We start from the raw sequence: 18139 nt of genomic DNA on the forward strand, positions 1-18139 counted from the left end.
CGCGCAACGCTGTCCGGCCCCTTTCGCGGCCGACGATTTATGATCTTGTAACTGGATTCGCGTTTCGGCGCTCCCGCAGTTTTCGCGGAACGCGCCGAACCGCATTCCGATCATGAAGGGTGCTTGCCTTTCCGTCACCACCGTGACGACAGCGCGTTGCCACCTCGACCACGGGCGGGCGCGGGCCGTCGGCACGGCCCGGGGCGGGTCGCGTGCCGGGCGGGTGCCGTCACCGGGTTAGTCTGCGGGTTCACCCAGGTCCCCGCAGCCGGCGACGGTACGGCGGCCACCGGACGAGGATCGAGAAGGTGTATCTCAAGAGCCTGACGGTGAAGGGCTTCAAGTCCTTCGCCTCCGCCACGACGTTGAAGCTGGAGCCCGGGATCACCTGCGTGGTGGGCCCGAACGGCTCCGGCAAGTCCAACGTCGTCGACGCCATCGCCTGGGTGCTCGGCGAACAGGGCGCCAAGGCGCTGCGCGGCGGCAAGATGGAGGACGTCATCTTCGCCGGCACCGCCGGCCGTGCCCCGCTGGGCCGCGCCGAGGTCACCCTCACCATCGACAACACCGACGGCGCGCTGCCGATCGAGTACACCGAGGTCTCCATCACCCGCCGGATGTTCCGCTCCGGCGAGAGCGAGTACGAGATCAACGGCAACACCTGCCGGCTGCTCGACATCCAGGAGCTGCTGTCCGACTCCGGCATCGGCCGGGAGATGCACATCATCGTCGGGCAGGGCCGCCTGGACGGGATGCTGCACGCCAAGCCGGAGGACCGCCGCTCGTTCATCGAGGAGGCCGCCGGCGTCCTCAAGCACCGCAAGCGCAAGGAAAAAGCGCTGCGCAAGCTCGACGCGATGCAGACTAACCTCAACCGGCTCACCGACCTCACCGCCGAGCTGCGCCGTCAGCTCAAGCCGCTGGGCCGGCAGGCCGAGGTGGCCCGCCGGGCGGCCGCCATCCAGGCCAACCTGCGCGACGCCCGCCTGCGGCTGCTCGCCGACGACCTGGCCACCCTGCGGACCACGCTCGACCGGGAGATCGCCGACGAGACCGCGCTGCGCGAGCGGCGCGAGCAGATCGAGGGTGAGCACGCCGAAGTGCAGGGCCGGCTCGGCGAGCTGGAGGCCGCCCTCGCCGAGGACGCGCCGCTGCTCGCCGCCGCGCAGGACACCTGGTACAAGCTGTCCGCTCTCCAGGAGCGTTTCCGATCGATCGAACAGCTCGCCACCGAACGGCTGCGCCACCTCAGCGCCACCGGCGACGATGAACGGCCCGGCCGCGACCCCGACCAGTTGGAGGCCGAGGCCGAGCGCGTCCGCGAGCAGGAGGAGGAGCTGCGCGCGGCCCTCACCGACGACCAGATCCGGCTGGCCGAGGCGGTCGAGCACCGTCAGGAGCTGGAACGGCAGCTCGCCGCCGCCGAACGCGAGCTGGTCGCCGCCGCCAAGGCAATCGCCGACCGGCGCGAGGGCCTGGCCCGCCTCACCGGCCAGGTCAACTCGGCCCGCGCCCGGACCACCAGCGCCGGTGAGGAGATCGAACGCCTCGCCGTCGCGCACGCCGACGCGCTGGGACGCGCCGAACAGGCACAGGCCGACCTGGACGCGGTCGCCGCCCAGTCCACCGAGGCGGACCGGGACAACGCGGACCTGGACGCCCGGCACGCCGAGGCGCTCGCCGTCCAGGAGCGCGCCCAGGCGGCCGTCCGGTCGCTGGCCGACGCCGAGCGGGCCGCGGAGAAGGACGCCGCCACCTGGAAGGCGCGCGAGGAGGCCCTGGCGCTGGGCCTGCGGCGCAAGGACGGCGCGGGGGCGCTGCTCGCCCGTGCCGGGGACGTTCCCGGCCTGCTCGGCAGCCTCGCCGGGCTGCTCACCGTCGCGCCCGGCCACGAGGCCGCGCTGGCCGCCGCGCTCGGCGGTCTCGCGGACGCGGTCGCCGTCAGCGGGGTGGACGAGGCCGTCGAGGCGATGCGGCTGCTGAAGATCTCCGACGCCGGTCGGGCTGGTCTGCTGGTCGGCAGCCCCGCCGGGCCCGGCATGACCGGTTCGGCCGACGCGCTGCGCCCGAAGCTCCCTGACGGCGCCCACTGGGCCCCCGACCTCGTGGAGTGCACGCCGGACATCCGTCCGGCGGTGCACCGGGCGCTGCGTGACGTGGCGCTCGTCGACGATCTCGCCGCAGCTTCCGAGCTCGTCGCCGGCAACCCCGAGCTGCGAGCGGTCACCCCGGACGGCGACGTCGTCGGGGCGTACGCGGCGGCCGGCGGGTCGGCCAAGGCACCCAGCTACATCGAGGTGCAGGCGGCCGTCGAGGAGGCCCGTGCCAACCGGCTCACCGCCGAACGGACCGGCGCGGAGCTGCGCGACCAGCTCGTCGAGGCGCGCGCCGAGGTGGCCGCCGCGAAGGAGTCCGTGCAGCACGCCGCCGCCGAGAAGCGCGAGGCGGAGAGCCACCGCAACGCCGCCGCCCGCCGGCTCGCCGAGCTGGGCGCGGCCGCCCGGTCCGCGAAGGCGGAGACCGACCGGCTCGGCGAGTCCCGCTCCCGCGCCGAGGCCGCCCGGCAGCGGGACCTCGCCACGCTCGACGAGCTGGAGGAGCGGCTGCGGCTGGCCGAGGAGACCCCGGTCGACGCCGAGCCCTCCACGGAGGAGCGGGACCAACTCGCGGCCATGGTGCCGCAGGCCCGACAGAACGAGATGGAGGTCCGGCTCGCGGTGCGTACCGCCGAGGAGCGCGTCTCCTCGATCGCCGGCCGCGCCGACTCCCTCGCCCGGCAGGCCACCGCGGAGCGTGCCGCCCGGGAACGCGCCGCCGCCCGGCGGGCCGCGCGCGCCCGCGGCGCGGGCATCGCCCGGGCCGTCGCGGGCGGCGCCCGCGCGGCACTCACCCGGCTCACCACGTCGATCGCGACGGCCGAGCAGCACCGCGACGCCGTGGCGCGCGAACGCGCCGCCCGCGAGGCGGAGCTTCAGGAGGTACGCGGAGCGGCCAAGCGGCTCGGCGCCGAGCTGGAGCGCCTCACCAGCCAGGTGCACCGCGACGAGGTGGCCCGCGCGGAGCAGCGGCTACGCATCGAGCAGTTGGAGGCGAAGGCCGCCGAGGACTTCGGGTTGGACGTGGAGACCCTGGTCGCCGAGTACGGCCCGACCCAGCTCGTTCCGCCGACCCAGGTCGACGTCGCCGCTGCCGAACGCGACGGTCTGCCGGTGCCCGAGCCGGTCCGCTACGAGCGGCCGGTGCAGGAGAAGCGGGCCGCCAAGGCGGAACGCGAACTCGCCCTGCTCGGCAAGGTCAACCCCCTCGCGTTGGAGGAGTTCGCGGCGCTGGAGGAGCGCTTCAAGTTCCTCTCCGAGCAGTTGGAGGACCTCAAGGCCACCCGTCGGGACCTGCTCACCGTCGTCAAGGACGTGGACGAGCGGATCCTGGAGGTCTTCGCCAGCGCCTTCGAGGACACCGCGCGTGAGTTCCAGCAGGTGTTCACGGTGCTCTTCCCCGGCGGCGAGGGCCGGCTCATCCTCACCGACCCCGAGGACCTGCTCACCACCGGCGTCGAGGTCGAGGCCCGCCCGCCGGGCAAGAAGATCAAGCGACTGTCGCTGCTCTCCGGTGGCGAGCGGTCGCTGACCGCCGTGGCCATGCTCGTGGCGATCTTCCGCGCCCGGCCCAGCCCGTTCTACATCATGGACGAGGTGGAGGCGGCCCTGGACGACGTGAACCTCGGCCGGCTCATCACGCTGCTGGCACAGTTGCGGGAGAAGAGTCAGCTGATCGTCATCACGCACCAGAAGCGGACGATGGAGATCGCCGACGCGCTCTACGGGGTGACCATGCGCAGCGGGGTCACCCAGGTGATCAGTCAACGGCTCAACCGGGCCGACGAGGACGACCAGCGGCCCGGCCGCGGCGAGGAGAACGGGTAGTGGCTCGGGAACGCGCGAAGGCGCTCCTGCTGGACTTCGACGGCGTACTGCGTCGGTGGGACCCGGCGGTGGCCGCGGACGTCGAGCGGGAGTACGGCCTCTCCGAGGGGGTGCTCACCGAGATCGCCATGCAGTGGGGGCGGCTTCAGCCGGTGCTCACCGGCCAGGTCAGCCACGCCGACTGGGTGAGCAGCGTGGCCGACGCGCTCGCCGAGCCGGCCGGCGGGCCGGACCGGGCCCGCGCGGCTGTCGAGCAGTGGCAGCGCTACCGGGGCGAGGTGGACACCGAGGTGCTCGACTTCGTCCGGGAGGTACGCGCCGCCGGCATTCCCGTCGCCCTGGGCACCAACGCGACCGATCTGCTCGACGCCGACCTCGCCGCCCTCGGCCTGGTCGGCGAGTTCGACGTGGTGGTCAACTCGTCCACGCTCGGCGTGCACAAGCCCGCGCCGGAGTACTTCCAGGCGGCCTGCCAGGCGTTGGCCACCCCGCCCGCCCGGGTGCTCTTCGTCGACGACGAGGACTGGGCCGTACGGGGCGCCCGGTCCGCCGGGCTGTCGGCGCACCGCTGGGGCGGCCACGCCGACCTGCGCTACCTGCGCGCGGCCCTGGACTACTGAGGGGCGCTTACTCGCCGGTGACGCCGTCGATGCGTTCCCGGAGCAGGTCGGCGTGGCCGTTGTGCCGGGCGTACTCCTCGATCATGTGCACGTACACCCAGCGCAGGTTGAAGGTGCGCTTCTTCGGGCCGACCTCGGTGAACGTCTCGTCGAGCGAGCGCCCGGCGGCGGCCGCGCGGGCCAGCGCCACCTCGCGGTGGAAGGTGGCGAAGTCCTTCTCGGCGTCGGCGGCGCTCACGTCGTGGTCGGCGTCCGGGTTGTCGGGCGTGAAGTACGGGTAGTCGACCCGCTCGCCGGCGAAGCACTCCCGGAACCACCACGCCTCCACCTCGGCGAGATGCCGGACCAGGCCGAGCAGGGTGAGCCCGGAGGGCGCCACGCTCGGGGTGCGCAACTGCTCCTCGGTCAGGCCGGCGCACTTGAGCAGCAGCGTCTGCCGGTGGTAGTCGAGCCAGCCGTCGAGCATGGTGCGCTCGTCGCCGACGTACGGTTCGGGGGTCCGGGTGATCTCCGGTGCGGTCCATGTCATGGCGCGCATCCTGCCCGGGACGTGTGACCGTCCGCGACGGGTTATTTCAGGGCACCACGACGACCGGCCAGTGGCCCTTGCGGACCAGTCGGGTGGCGACCGAGCCGACCAGTCGGTGGCCGGCCTGCTCCGACGCGCCCACCACCACCATGTCCGCCCGGAACTCGTCGGCCGCCGCGCACAGCTCGGTGAACGCGTCACCGCGCCGGCAGAGCAGCGTCACCGGGATGCCCAACTGCTCGGCCCCGCGACGGCACTCCCGGCGCAGTTCGTCGGCCAGCTCGTCGTGGGTGCGCTGGACCGCGCCGGCGTCCATCCCGGGCACCAGGGAGGTGAGGCCGCTCGCCGAGCTGACGAAGACCACCACCAGAGCGGCGCCCTGCCGGCGGGCCAGCCCGGCGGCGTAGGAGCCGGCCCGCCCGGAGGTACGTGTGCCGTCGACGCCCACCATGATCACCCGCGGGCCGTCGGTGCCGCGCTCGAAGGGAAGCGAGCTGACCCGAGGGCCGTACTCCTCGCGGTCCGGTGCTCCCACGCTCATGGCTTCACCTCACCTCTGCCCGTCGGCGGGTACCGCGTCCACGACATTGTTCGATTCCCGCTCGCCCGTGCCGGAAACCGGACCGGCGTTGTGCAGCCGCAGCGGTACCTCCTTGATGAAGAGCACGGCGATCAACGCGATCAGCGCGAACGGGGCGGCGGCCAGGAAGATGTCACCGGCGCCGTGGCCGTACGCGGCCTCCACCACCAGCCGCAGCGGTCCGGGCAGGGTGTGCACGTCGGGCAGGGTGCCGCCGCTGCCGGAGCTGGACGCGGGGATGCCGAGCTGGGCCAGTCCGTCCGCGGTGTAGTCCTTGACCTTGTGGGCGAGGACCGCGCCGAGGGCGGAGACGCCGATCGCGCCGCCCAGGCTGCGGAAGAACGCCACCACCGAGCTGGCCGCGCCGAGCTCGTGCGTGCCGACGGTGTTCTGCACGGCGAGGACGAGGTTCTGCATGGTGAGGCCCAGGCCGACGCCGACCAGCAGCATGTAGACGCTGAGCAGGGTGTAGCTGGTGTCCGCGCGCAGGGTGCCCATGAGGGCGAAGCCGACGGTGAGCAGCGCCGAGCCGAGCACCAGGAACCGCTTCCAGCGGCCGGTCTTCGTGATGATCCGTCCGCCCACGGTCGAGGCGACCAGCAGGCCGAGGATCATCGGCAGGGTCATCAGGCCGGCCATCGTCGGCGACTCGCCCCGGCTGATCTGGAAGTACTGGCCGAGGAAGATCGACGCGCCGAACAGGCCCACGCCCACCGCGACGCTGGCGACGACGGCGAGGGTGATGGTGCGGTTGCGGAACAGCCGCGGCGGGATCATCGGCTCGGCGGCCCGGGTCTCCACCCGGATGGCGAGCGCGCCGAGGAGCAGCGCGCCGAGGATCATCACGGCGGTCTGCCAGGACGCCCAGGCGAACTGGTCGCCGGCCAGGGAGACCCAGATCAGCAGCACCGAGACCGCCGCCGTGATCAGGGTGGCGCCCCACCAGTCGATCTGCGCCCTGCGCTTGACCACCGGCAGGTGCAGGGTCTTCTGAAGTACGACCAGCGCGGCGATGGCGAAGGGCACGCCGACGTAGAAGCACCAGCGCCAGCCGAGCCACGAGGTGTCGACGATCACGCCGCCGATCAGCGGTCCGCCGATGGTGCCGACCGCCATCACGGCCCCGAGGTAGCCGCTGTAGCGGCCACGCTCGCGCGGCGCGATCATCGTCGCCATGATCACCTGCGCCAGGGCGGTGAGGCCACCGGCGCCGACGCCCTGGAGCACCCGGCACGCGATCAACTCGCTGGTGCCCTGTGCCAGGCCGGCCAGCACCGAGCCCAGGACGTAGATACCCAGGGCGAGTTGGACGAGTGTCTTCTTGCTGGTCAGATCGGCCAGTTTGCCCCATATCGGGGTGGTCGCGGTGGTCGCGAGCAGCGCCGAGGTGACCACCCAGGTGTAGGCGGACTGACCACCGTGCAGCTCCGTGATGATCCGCGGCAGTGCGTTCGAGACGACCGTGGAGGAGAGGATCGCGACGAACATGCCCAGCAGGAGGCCGGAGAGGGCCTCCAGGATCTGCCGGTGGGTCATGTCGACGGCGGGCGCTCGGGACGCTGTCGCCTGGCTCATCGTGTGGTGCCTCCAGCCTGTACGCTTTGGTTGCCTCAAGCAACAACTTGGCGGACGGCGGCGACATTCCCCGCCTCGCGGGTCATTTCCAGGAATCGTTGAAGCGGCCGAGGAGCCGGGCGAACTCCTCCACGTCCCGGGTCGGCCAGTCGTCAAGCGTGCGGAGGAACTCGCCCAACCGGGCGGACCGGGCCACGTCGAACCGCCGCTGGCCCTCCTCGGTGAGGCTGATCTGCGCCGCCCGCCGGTCACTCGGGTCGGGCTCGCGGCGCACCAGGCCGAGGGCCTCCAAGCCGTTGATCTGCCGGCTGAGCGTCCCCTTGCCCACGCCCAGCCGCGCGGCCAGCTCGGTCAGCCGGATCGACCCGCTGCGTCGCAACCAGAGCAGCAGTCCGTAGGTGTTCGGTTCGAGGGTCGGGTGCACCTCTCGGGCGATCTCCCAGGAGACCGCCCGCCCCCGGCGCAGCAGCGCCGTCAGCTCGTGCTCGACGGCCCGGATCGGCTCCGGCTGATGCTCGCTCACGGCCTAGAGAGTACGGCGGGGCCAGGTCACCCGTTGCCCGAGAGGCGTCGACTCATCACGGGGCGTAGGTGTCCGTCGCTGGTGGTGCCCTCGATGACCACGTCGGCCTGCCGGCCCCGATGGGTCAGCGTGGCGACGGCGTTGCCGAAGTAGGGGCCCGCCAGCTTGCGCCAGCGCACGCCCGGCCGCCGGACACCCGCCGAGCGGGCCAGTGCCCGCGTCGCGCCCGCCGGCCCCGACGACCAACCCATCTTCATCAGCGGTCGGATGCCCGCCGGCACCTGGTTGTGGATCGGCGAGCAGGTGAGCTGGTGTACGGGCGTGACCACTGCGGGGTCGGCGAACCGCGCCCGGGCGACGTACGAGTGGTGCACGTCGCCGGAGAGCACGCTGATCGACGCCGGTGGGGCGTATGCCGGGCCGGCGCCGACCCGTGCGCCCGATTCCCTCGGCGTGCCGGTGCCGATCCGGGCGAACGTCTCACCGAGCGCCTCGAAGGACCGCCGGAACGCGGCCCAGTGCTCCAGGTCGAGAGCCCGGCGCAGCTTCTCGGCCGTCCGGGCCACCCACGGTCGGCGCGAGTCGGCCAGCTTCTCGTTCCACGCCTCGATGTGGTGGATGCCCTGGGGCAGCAGCCAGGGCAGCGAGGCGCCCACCACCAGGTGGTCGTAGACGCCGTGCGCCTGGTCGAGGAACCACGACCACTCGCCCGGCGGCAGCATCGCCCGGCTCCCCGGCTCCAGCACGCGGCTGCACCGGTTGTCGAGCATGACCAGTCGGGTACGCCCCAGGTCGAGCGCGTAGCTCCACTGGTACTGCACGGCCCGCCAGCGCTCGGTGTCGTGCGCCAGGTCGGCCTCCTGGTCGACCCGGTGCCCGAACTCGCGCAGCACGCCGGTGGCGTCCTCGGCGGCGACGACCTTGGCGTAGACCGGGTCGGCGGCGATCTCGTCCGGCGCGAGGTTGCCCAGGTGCTGGTAGACCCAGTACGAGGCCAGCCCGCTGCCGATCCGTTCGGCCCACCACGGCTGCTCGCGCATCTCGGCACGCCACGACGCCGAGGTGTTCCAGTCGTCGATGATCTCGTGATCGTCGAAGATCATCACGCTCGGCACGGTGGAGAGCAGCCAGCGGATCTCCGGGTCGCGCCACGACTCCAGGTAAAGCTTCGTGTACTCGTCGAAGCTCACCACCTGGTCGGCCGGAGCGCCCTTGGGACGCCGCCGGCGTCGGCGCAGCAGCCGCCGCACGGTCGGTGAGGTCTCGTCGGCGTACACCTGGTCACCGAGCAGGACCAGCAGGTCGGGCGGCGGATTCGACTCCGGGTCGGCCATCAACCGCCGGGCGTACGCGTCCAGGGCGTCCGGCGGGAGCTTGCGGGTGGTGGCGTGCTGGGTGGTCTCCCGACACGAACCGAAGATCATGTTGACCGGCTGGTCCAGGTCGTCGACCGCCCGGGTGCGGATGACGCTGGGCGGGAAGCCGCTGCTCTCCACCGGCCAGACCAGCTCGTCGTCGACCAGCACCTCGTAGGTGGTCTCGCTGTCCGGGGTGAGGCCCTCCACCACGACGAGGGCGTAGTGGTGGTCGTACGCCGAGAAGGTGGGTGCGGTGCCGGTGGCGCCGTCGGCGGTGCGGACGGTGACCACGGCGGGCGCTGCGGTCTCTACCCAGATCGTCGCCCGGGTGTCGACCACTCGCCGCAGCAGTGGGCCGATCAGGAGGTGTGCGGCGGGCATGACGCGAGCCTACCGCCGGTTTCCGGGGACCGGCCGGGTGCGGTGGCTGGGACGCCGTCGCCGGCATCTGACAGGATTCCGGCATGGCCGAATATCTCGTCCTCGCTCTGGTCCTGCTCGGTGTGCTGATCGCCGGCACAGTCGGGCTGGTCGTGCCCCGTCTGCGGCGGCGGCCCGAGCCTCCGCTCCCGCGCACCGAGGTCGACACCCGGGCCGAAGAGGATCTCGCCGGTCCGCCGGTCGAGGCACCGGAGTCCGATCTGTCCACCGGCGTCCTGGTCGAGCCGCCGCCGGTGCTCGAACCGCAGGTCGAGGTGCCCGAGCCGACCGCCGGGCGGCTGGTCCGGCTCCGGTCACGGCTCTCGCGTTCGCAGAACGTCTTCGGCAAGGGCCTGCTCGGCCTGCTCGCCCGCGACCACCTCGACGAGGACGTCTGGGAGGAGATCGAGGACAGCCTGATCACCGCCGACGTCGGCGTGGACGCGACCCGCGACATCGTCGACCGGCTGCGGGAGCGCACCCGGGTGCTGGGCACCCGCTCGCCCGGCGAGCTGCGCGCGCTGCTCGCCGCCGAGCTGGTCAACGCCCTCGACCCCGGCATGGACCGTTCGCTGCGGACCGCCCCGAAGGACGGCGTGCCGGCGGTGGTGCTGGTCGTCGGCGTCAACGGCGCCGGCAAGACCACCACCTGCGGCAAGATCGCCCGGGTGCTGGTCGCCGACGGCCGTACCGTGCTGCTCGGCGCCGCCGACACCTTCCGGGCCGCCGCCGCCGACCAGTTGCAGACGTGGGGCGAGCGGGTCGGCGCGGAGACCGTCCGGGGTCCCGAGGCGGCCGACCCGGCCAGCGTCGCGTTCGACGCCGTCAAACGCGGCATCGACACCGGCGTGGACACGGTGCTCATCGACACCGCCGGTCGTCTGCAGAACAAGGTCGGCCTGATGGACGAGCTGGGCAAGGTCAAGCGCGTCGTGGAGAAGCAGGGCCCGATCGACGAGACGCTGCTCATCCTCGACGCCACGACCGGCCAGAACGGTCTGGAGCAGGCCCGGGTCTTCACCGAGGTGGTCAACGTGACCGGCGTGGTGCTGACCAAGCTCGACGGCACCGCCAAGGGCGGCATCGTGATCGCCGTACAGCGCAAGCTGGGCATCCCGGTGAAGCTCGTCGGCCTCGGTGAGGGCAAGGACGACCTCGCGCCGTTCGACCCCGCGCAGTTCGTCGACGCGCTGCTGGGCACCGAGCCCGCTGGACGGGACGCGTAGTCTCGGGTGACCAGTGACGATCGCGCGTACGTGGGCTGGCGTGACCCCGGCCATTCCTCGCAGCGCCTCGGGAGACCGTACGTGACTTCGCAGGAGATCCCGCTGCACGGCGGCAACGTGAGCACCGTGGTCCGGGTCGGCGACACGGTCCGTCGCAACGCCGGACCGTGGACCCCGTCCGTGCACGCCCTGCTCCGGCACCTGGAGTACGTCGGCTTCACCGGCGCTCCCCGGGCGCTCGGGATGGACGAGCGCAACCGTGAGGTGCTGTCGTACCTGGAAGGGGAGTGCGGGGAGTACCCGCTCGCCCCGCACTGGGTGACCGACGAGGCGCTGGTCACCGTCGCCACCATGCTGCGGATGTTCCACGACGCCCAGTACGGCTTCGCCCCGCCGGCCGGCGCCGTCTGGCGCTCGTTCGGGCCTCCACCACCGGACACCGAGGTGATCTGCCACCACGACGCCGCGCCGCACAACGTGATCTGGCGTCCGGACGGCACCCTCGGGCTGATCGACTTCGACCTCGCCTCGCCGGGCGCGCGGATCTACGACGTGGCGTACGCGGCGTGGACCTGGGTGCCGATCTTCGCCGACCGGGACTCGATAACGCTGGGCTGGAAGCACCCGGACCGGCCGCGTCGGCTACGTCTCTTCGCCGACGCGTACGGGCTGATCCCGCGGGACCGGCACCGGCTGATCCGCACCATCCGCAAGCGGATCGTGGACCACGTCGAGGGCATCCGGCGGATGGCCGCAGCCGGTGAGCCGGCGTTCGTCCGGATCGTGCACAAGGGGCATCTGCGGCGTCCGATGCGCGACCTGCGGCTGCTCGACTACGAGCGGCACGCTCTGGAGAACGCCCTCCGCTGAGCGCGGATTGGACGATGCCCGGCTGGTCGTGGTGAGCGAGCTGGTCGATGAGCCTGACCGGTCAGCCATCGACGTACGCCGTCCGGGCGATCCACCCCTGTCCATGCCGCGCACTGTGCGGACTTCGTGACACGTACGAAACAACCCGTCACGAATTGGAAACCCGCACGGGACCCTGGGTGAAACAGCCGGCAACAAAGCTTCCGCGCAACCGGCCTACGGGCGACGCTGCCCCGGAAAGCCGCGAAGGAGGACTTCACCTTTAGGAGGCCAGCGTGCCTGAAGCACCGACGATCGACGGCGCCAATACCACGTGGCTGCTGGTTTCGACCGCGCTCGTGCTGCTCATGACCCCCGGACTGGCGCTGTTCTACGGCGGCCTCAACCGGGCCAAGGGCGTACTCAACATGATGATGATGAGCTTCTCCGCCATCGGGCTCATCTCTGTTCTGTGGTGGTTCTACGGCTTCAGCGTCGCCTTCGGGACCGACGTGAACGGTTTCTGGGGCGACCCGGGCGCGTACCTCGGCACCAAGACCTTCCTCGCCGAGACCGACCTGTGGGGCGCCACGGCGGAGAACCCCAGCGGCATCGGGATTCCGCTCTACGTGTTCATGGCCTTCCAGATGGTCTTCGCCGTGATCACCGTCGCCCTGATCAGCGGCGCGATCGCCGACCGGGCGAAGTTCGCCGGCTGGCTGCTGTTCGCGTTCGGCTGGGCCACCCTGGTCTACTTCCCGGTCGCGCACTGGGTGTGGGGCGGCGGCATCATCGGCGCCGACATCCACGCGCTGGACTTCGCCGGTGGCACCGCGGTGCACATCAACGCCGGTGCGGCGGCCCTGGCCGTGGCGCTGGTGCTCGGCAAGCGCCTCGGCTGGCCCCGCGAGGGCATGAAGCCGCACAACATCCCGCTCGTCGCGCTCGGCGCCGGTCTGCTGTGGTTCGGGTGGTTCGGGTTCAACGCCGGCTCGGAGCTGACCGTCGACTCGGTCGCCGGCCTCGCCTTCATCAACACCCAGCTCGCCACCGCCGCCGCGGTGCTCGGCTGGATCGCGGTCGAGTGGATCAAGGACCGCAAGCCGACGATGGTCGGCGCCTCGTCCGGCGCGGTCGCCGGCCTGGTCGCGATCACCCCGGCCTGTGGCTTCATCGCCCCGTGGGCGTCCGTCCTGCTCGGCATCGTCGCCGGTGTGGTGTGCGCGCTCGCCGTCAGCCTCAAGTACAAGCTGGGCTACGACGACTCGCTCGACGTGGTCGGCGTGCACTTCGTCGGTGGTTGGATCGGCTCGCTCTGGCTCGGCCTGTTCGCCACCAACTCGGTCAACGCCGCGATCAGCGACGTGGTCGGCGCCTCCGACGGTCTGTTCTACGGCGGCGGGGTCACCCAGCTCGGCCGGCAGGCCCTGGCCGGCGTCATCGTCACCGCCTGGTCGTTCGGCATCGCCTGGGTGCTCGCCTTCGTCATCGAGAAGACGATCGGCTTCCGCGTCAAGAACGAGGCCGAGGTCGAGGGCATCGACATCGCCGAGCACGCCGAGAGCAGCTACGACCTGTCCCCGGCCGGTGGCGGCACGGGCGGCGCGTTCGCGATGGCCGGCATCGGCACCTCCAGTGGCGCGCCGAGCACCGCCGCTCCCGAGACCGACTCCACCGAGCCGGTCAGCGCCAAGGTCGCCGGTTAACGTTCCTTAGATGGAGGGGTTGGACATGAAGCTGGTGACCGCGGTCATCAAGCCGTACCAGCTGGACGCGGTGAAGGAGGCTCTGCACGCCCTGGGCGTGGCCGGGCTGACCGTCAGCGAGGTCCAGGGGTACGGACGGCAGAAGGGGCACACCGAGGTCTACCGGGGTGCCGAGTACACGGTCGAGTTCCTGCCCAAGATCCGGGTCGAGGTGCTCACCGACGAGATCGACGTGGAAAAGATCGTGGACGCCATCGTCGGTGCCGCCCGTACGGGCAAGATCGGCGACGGCAAGGTCTGGGTCACCGGTGTCGAGGAGGTCGTCCGGGTCCGTACCGGCGAGCGCGGCCTCGACGCCCTCTGATCCGGACCACGACTGAGAGATGACCTCGTTGATCAAGAAGAACGCGTCAGGAAACACCGACAGCGGTGACGCGAACTTCTTGATCAACGAGGTCGTCGGCGTACCCGGGGGGATCGGGGAGGCCGCCCGAGTGGGGCGGGCGGCCGCGTACGACGAGTACCTGCGTGGGTTGCTGCCGCCGCGCGACGGTGTCGCGCTGATGGCCGTCGGTGGCCTGGGGCGGCGGCAGTGCGCCCCCTACGGCGACCTCGACCTGGTGCTGCTGCACGCCGGAGTGCCCGGCACGGACGAGTTGGCCGCCTCCGTCTGGTACCCGATCTGGGACGCCGGACTACGCCTGGACCACTCCGTGCGGACCGTCTCCGAGGCCCTGTCGGTGGCCCAGGACGATGTCAAGGTCGCCCTCGGGCTGCTCGACGCCCGCCTGGTGGCCGGCGACCAGACCCTGGCCGACGCCCTGACCCGCACCGCCGCCGACCACTGGCGGCGGACCGCCGTGCGGCAGCTCCCGGGTCTGCGTGAGATCACCGTCGCCCGCTGGCAGGCGCACGGCGAGTTGGCCTTCCTCCTCGAAGGCGACCTCAAGGAAGCCGCGGGCGGCCTGCGCGACGTGGGGCTGCTGCGCGCGATCTCGGCCGCCGGGATCACCGACGCGCTACGTCCCGCCGTCCGTGCCGCCCACCTGCGGCTGCTGGATACGCGTGACGCGCTGCACCAGCAGGTCGGCCGCCGGGTCGACCGACTGGTCGCCCAGGAACGCGACGGCGTCGCCGCACTGCTCGGCCTACGACAACTCCAGCCCGGCGCGTCTGACGCCGCGCGGCGGCCTGGAGCCGTCGTGGAGGACGGCGACGCCCTCCTGCGACGGGTGGCCGGGGACGCGCGCACGGTCAGCCACGCCCTCGACGACGCCTTCCGCGCGGCTGACCGGCTGCGCTCGGGCCGGTCCCGGGGTGGCAACGGCACTCCGGTGCGCCGGCCCGTCGCCCGGGACGTGGTCGAGCACGACGGTGAGCTGGTGCTGGCCCGGACAGCCATCGGCGCGCGTCCCGACCCGAGCCTGTCCCTGCGGGTGGCCGCCGCTGCGGCCACCACCCGGCTGCCCATCGCGCGGGCCACCTGCGAGTGGCTGGCCGCGTACTGCCCCCCGCTGCCCGCGCCCTGGCCGGCCGAGGCCCGGGCCGCGCTCACCACGCTGCTGGGCGCCGGTCCCGGCCTGGTGCCCGCCTGGGAAACCTGTGACAGGTACGGGCTTGTGGACGGCTGGCTGCCCGAGTGGACCCGGCTGCGGAGCCTGCCCCAGCACAACCCGGTGCACCGCTACACCCTCGACCGGCACCTCGTGCAGGCCGCCTACGAGGCCAGCCGGCACGCCCGCGAGGTGGACCGTCCCGACCTGCTGCTGCTCGGCGCCCTGCTGCACGACATCGGCAAGGGCCTGCCCGGCGACCACAGCACCGTCGGGGTGCCGCTCGCCGAGACGGTGGCGACCCGGGTCGGGCTGCCCGCCCCGGAGGTGGCGCTGATCGGCACGCTCGTCCGGCTGCACCTGCTCCTGCCGGACGTCGCCACCCGGCGGGATCTCGCGGACCCGGTGACCATCGCGTCGGTCGCCGAGGCGGTCGGCGACACCGGCACGCTCGACCTGCTGCACGCCCTGGTCCGCGCCGACGCCGCCGCCACCGGCCCGGCCGCCTGGTCGGACTGGAAGGGCCGACTCGTCGCCGAACTGGTCGCCCGCGTCCGTACCGCGCTGGACACCGGTGTGCTGCCCGAGCCCCCGGCCCCCGACCCGGCGCTGCTGGCCGGGCCGCTGCCGGTCGTCCACCTGACCGGCGACCGGGTGGCGGTGGCCGCCGCCGACCGGCGGGGTCTGCTCGCCACGGTGGCCGGCTGCCTCGCCCTGCACCGACTGGAGGTGCTCTCCGCCGACGCCTCCGTGGTCGACGGTCGAGCGCTCGTCGAGTGCCGGGTGCAACCCCGCTACGGCCTGCCGGCCGACCCGGTCCCGCTCCGCGCCGACCTGCGCCGCGCGGTCGCCGGCGACGTGTCCGTCACCCAACGACTGCGCGGCCGGGCGCTCGCCGCCCGGGGCAGCGGCGCCGCTCCCCGGGTCGTCTGGCACCGCGAGGCCGCCACCGACGCGGTCCTGCTCGAACTCCGCGCGGCCGACGCCGCCGGACTGCTCTACCGGGTGGCCGGCGCGCTGGACGAGGCGGGCGCCCTGGTCCGGGCCGCACGGATCTCCACCCTCGGCGCGGACGTCGTCGACGCCTTCTACCTCGTGGGCGGCTGGCCGGACGACGCCACCCGGGCCCGCCTGGAGGCCGCGGTCCTCGCCGCCGTCTGACCCGGGATGTCGGCATGATCGACACGAGTTCGCCGATATGGGGCTGTCAACCCGCCTTGGATACCCCGACTTCGGGGATCTGGAGTCGATCACCGCCCGGACGGTGAGTACGTCCGGGGGCGTAGCTGCGGTGCCGCTCGCGGACGCACGCCCGGCGGCGTCGCCGCGGGCAGAATGACGAGCATGCGATGGACCAGGTGGCGGGGGACGGCGGCCGACGCCCTTCCCGCCCTGGCGCTGCTCGTGTTCGGGTTGCTCGCCACCGGCCTGGCCGGGGACAACCAGCCCGGGGCCCGGCCGGTGGATCGAGTCTGCCGGACACTGATCGTGCTCGCCGCGCTCGCACTGCTGTTCCGGCGGCGAGCCCCGGTGGCGACCCTCGCCGTGGTCACGCTCGCCACCTCGACGTACCTGGTGCTCGGCTACCCGTACGGGCCGGTTCTGCTCGCCTTTCTGCTCGCGGTCTACACCGTGGCGGTGCGAATGCCGGTGCGTCCGGCGGCGCTCGCCGCCGGCGGCGCGTTCGTGGTGCTGCTGGCGCACGTCTTCGTCGGCCGGGGGCCGGCGCCGGGTTGGTCCGGAGTGCTGCCGGCGTCGGCCTGGGTGGTCGTACCGTTCGCGGTGGGCGTGGTGGTGCGGGTCAGCCGGGAGGCTGCCGTCCGTACCCGGGCCGAGGAGGCCCGTGAGCGTGCCGAGCTGGCCCGGCGGCAGGCCGACGAGGAGCGGCTGCGCATCGCCCAGGAGGTGCACGACGTGGTGGGGCACGGGTTGGCCGCGATCAGCATGCAGGCGGAGATCGCCCTGCACCTGCTGCCGAAACGGCCGGAGCAGGCGGAGATCGCGCTGACCGCGATCAGTCGTACCAGCCGGGAGGCGCTGGACGAGCTGCGGGTCACGTTGGGCGCCGTGCGGCGGGGCGCGGAGCGTGAACCGGTGCCTGGTCTGGCGCGGCTCCCCGCACTGCGCGACCGCCTGGCGGGTGCCGGTCTCGCCGTTGACCTGCGCCTGGACGGTGACCCGCGGGAGGTGCCGGCGGCGGTGGACCTGGCCGCGTACCGGGTGGTGCAGGAGGCGTTGACGAACGTGCTGCGGCACGCCGGGGTGGCGCGCGCCGAGGTGACCGTGGGCTACCGGGTCGACGAGGTGACCGTCGAGATCACCGACCGGGGCGTCGGCGGCCGGTTCGGCCCGGCCGGTGACCTCGACCTGACCGCCGGGCACGACCTGACCGCCGGGCACGGCCAGGTCGGTGGGCATGGCCAGGTCGGTGGGCATGGCCAGGTCGGCGGGCATGGCCAGGTCGGCGGGCGCGAACAGGCCGGGGGACACGGTCTGGCCGGCATGCGGGAGCGGGTGACGGCGTTGGGCGGGCGGCTGACCGTCGGACCGCTTCCGGCCGGCGGGTTCCGCGTGTGGGCCCGGCTGCCGGTGGAGCCGACCCCGTGATCCGGGTGCTGATCGCCGACGACCAGGACCTGGTCCGTCTCGGGCTGCGCGCGCTGGTGGAGAGCGAGGATGACCTGACGCTCGCCGGCGAGGCCGCCGACGGGCTGGGGGCGGTCGAGCTGGCCCGGCGGGAGCGGCCGGACGTCGTGCTGATGGACATCCGGATGCCGGGCATCGACGGGATCGAGGCGACCCGCCGGATCGTCGCCGATCCCGACCTGACCGGTACGCGGGTGGTGGTGCTCACCACCTTCGAGCTGGACGAGTACGTCTTCGACGCGCTGCGCCACGGCGCGAGCGGGTTCCTCACCAAGGACACCCGGCCACCGGAGCTGCTGCGCGCGATCCGGTTGGTCGCCGAGGGGGAGGCGCTGTTGTCGCCGTCGGTGACCCGCCGGGTGGTGCGGGAGTTCGCCACTCGGCCGTCACGGGCACCCCGTCCGCACCCCCGACTGGACACGCTCACCGATCGGGAACGCCAGGTGGTGGCCCTGGTCGGTGAGGGACTGAACAACGAGGAGATCGCCGCCCGGTTGGTGGTCAGCCCGGCGACCGCCCGGACACACGTCAGCCGGGCGATGGGCAAGCTGGGAGCCCGGGACCGCGCCCAGCTCGTCGTCTTCGCGTACCAATCGGGCTTGGTCTCGGGGTGAGGCCGGGCCGCCAGCGG

At 72.7% G+C, this 18139-nt stretch carries 14 protein-coding genes; 9 read left to right on the top strand and 5 right to left on the bottom strand.

Translation table 11 applies throughout. The features are described from left to right. Positions 1-308 precede the first annotated feature (308 nt). Positions 309-3923, top strand: a complete 3615-nt coding sequence (gene smc, locus ACQPZK_RS06700) for a chromosome segregation protein SMC (RefSeq protein WP_433537452.1) — start codon at positions 309-311, stop codon at positions 3921-3923. Then, positions 3923-4543: an HAD family hydrolase gene (locus ACQPZK_RS06705; protein WP_433537453.1), complete on the top strand. Its 621-nt coding sequence runs from the start codon at positions 3923-3925 to the stop codon at positions 4541-4543. The genes smc and ACQPZK_RS06705 overlap by 1 nt, the downstream gene beginning before the upstream one ends. Before the next feature lie 7 nt (positions 4544-4550). Here ACQPZK_RS06705 and ACQPZK_RS06710 read toward each other — a convergent pair whose 3' ends face one another. The 5 genes from ACQPZK_RS06710 to ACQPZK_RS06730 all read right to left on the bottom strand — a co-directional run bounded on the left by ACQPZK_RS06710 (position 4551) and on the right by ACQPZK_RS06730 (position 9489). Further along, positions 4551-5072 (bottom strand): DinB family protein, encoded by a 522-nt coding sequence (locus ACQPZK_RS06710; RefSeq protein ID WP_433537454.1) that lies wholly within the window; start codon positions 5070-5072, stop codon positions 4551-4553. 46 nt (positions 5073-5118) lie between these two features. Next, on the bottom strand, positions 5119-5613 hold the full coding sequence (locus ACQPZK_RS06715) for a universal stress protein (RefSeq protein WP_433537455.1): 495 nt from the start codon (positions 5611-5613) through the stop codon (positions 5119-5121). A 9-nt stretch (positions 5614-5622) separates the two neighbouring features. Next, positions 5623-7227: an MDR family MFS transporter gene (locus ACQPZK_RS06720; protein ID WP_433537456.1), complete on the bottom strand. Its 1605-nt coding sequence runs from the start codon at positions 7225-7227 to the stop codon at positions 5623-5625. Positions 7228-7309: 82 nt separating this feature from the next. Further along, a complete protein-coding gene (locus ACQPZK_RS06725; RefSeq protein WP_433537457.1) occupies positions 7310-7750 on the bottom strand; it encodes a MarR family winged helix-turn-helix transcriptional regulator in 441 nt (146 codons plus the stop codon). A gap of 26 nt (positions 7751-7776) precedes the next feature. After that, entirely contained in the window at positions 7777-9489 is a 1713-nt protein-coding gene (locus ACQPZK_RS06730; protein ID WP_433537458.1) for an alkaline phosphatase D family protein, read from the bottom strand. An 83-nt stretch (positions 9490-9572) separates the two neighbouring features. Between ACQPZK_RS06730 and ftsY the strand changes: the two genes are divergently transcribed. From ftsY to ACQPZK_RS06765, 7 genes are all read left to right on the top strand, one after another. After that, positions 9573-10754, top strand: coding sequence for a signal recognition particle-docking protein FtsY (gene ftsY, locus ACQPZK_RS06735; RefSeq protein WP_433537459.1), 1182 nt, complete (start codon positions 9573-9575; stop codon positions 10752-10754). 30 nt (positions 10755-10784) lie between these two features. After that, positions 10785-11624: a phosphotransferase gene (locus ACQPZK_RS06740; protein ID WP_433539127.1), complete on the top strand. Its 840-nt coding sequence runs from the start codon at positions 10785-10787 to the stop codon at positions 11622-11624. 275 nt (positions 11625-11899) lie between these two features. Then, positions 11900-13309, top strand: coding sequence for an ammonium transporter (locus tag ACQPZK_RS06745; RefSeq protein WP_433537460.1), 1410 nt, complete (start codon positions 11900-11902; stop codon positions 13307-13309). 25 nt (positions 13310-13334) lie between these two features. Next, entirely contained in the window at positions 13335-13673 is a 339-nt protein-coding gene (locus ACQPZK_RS06750) for a P-II family nitrogen regulator (protein ID WP_007456507.1), read from the top strand. Positions 13674-13692: 19 nt separating this feature from the next. Next, entirely contained in the window at positions 13693-16023 is a 2331-nt protein-coding gene (locus ACQPZK_RS06755; RefSeq protein WP_433537461.1) for a [protein-PII] uridylyltransferase, read from the top strand. 183 nt (positions 16024-16206) lie between these two features. Further along, a complete protein-coding gene (locus tag ACQPZK_RS06760) occupies positions 16207-17469 on the top strand; it encodes a sensor histidine kinase (RefSeq protein WP_433537462.1) in 1263 nt (420 codons plus the stop codon). After that, a complete protein-coding gene (locus ACQPZK_RS06765) occupies positions 17466-18122 on the top strand; it encodes a response regulator transcription factor (protein WP_433537463.1) in 657 nt (218 codons plus the stop codon). The genes ACQPZK_RS06760 and ACQPZK_RS06765 overlap by 4 nt, the downstream gene beginning before the upstream one ends. Positions 18123-18139 lie beyond the last annotated feature (17 nt).

It is taken from the genome of Micromonospora sp. CA-249363 (assembly GCF_050950185.1).
Taxonomy (GTDB): Bacteria; Actinomycetota; Actinomycetes; order Mycobacteriales; family Micromonosporaceae; genus Micromonospora.

Bases quoted from the DNA above. Each gene is read 5' to 3' on its own strand.
- ACQPZK_RS06710 (WP_433537454.1), bottom strand. From the start codon at position 5,072: ATGACATGGACCGCACCGGAGATCACCCGGACCCCCGAACCGTACGTC.
- ACQPZK_RS06715 (WP_433537455.1), bottom strand. From the start codon at position 5,613: ATGAGCGTGGGAGCACCGGACCGCGAGGAGTACGGCCCTCGGGTCAGC.
- ACQPZK_RS06720 (WP_433537456.1), bottom strand. From the start codon at position 7,227: ATGAGCCAGGCGACAGCGTCCCGAGCGCCCGCCGTCGACATGACCCAC.
- ACQPZK_RS06730 (WP_433537458.1), bottom strand. From the start codon at position 9,489: ATGCCCGCCGCACACCTCCTGATCGGCCCACTGCTGCGGCGAGTGGTC.
- ftsY (WP_433537459.1), top strand. From the start codon at position 9,573: ATGGCCGAATATCTCGTCCTCGCTCTGGTCCTGCTCGGTGTGCTGATC.
- ACQPZK_RS06750 (WP_007456507.1), top strand. From the start codon at position 13,335: ATGAAGCTGGTGACCGCGGTCATCAAGCCGTACCAGCTGGACGCGGTG.
- ACQPZK_RS06755 (WP_433537461.1), top strand. From the start codon at position 13,693: ATGACCTCGTTGATCAAGAAGAACGCGTCAGGAAACACCGACAGCGGT.
- ACQPZK_RS06760 (WP_433537462.1), top strand. From the start codon at position 16,207: ATGCGATGGACCAGGTGGCGGGGGACGGCGGCCGACGCCCTTCCCGCC.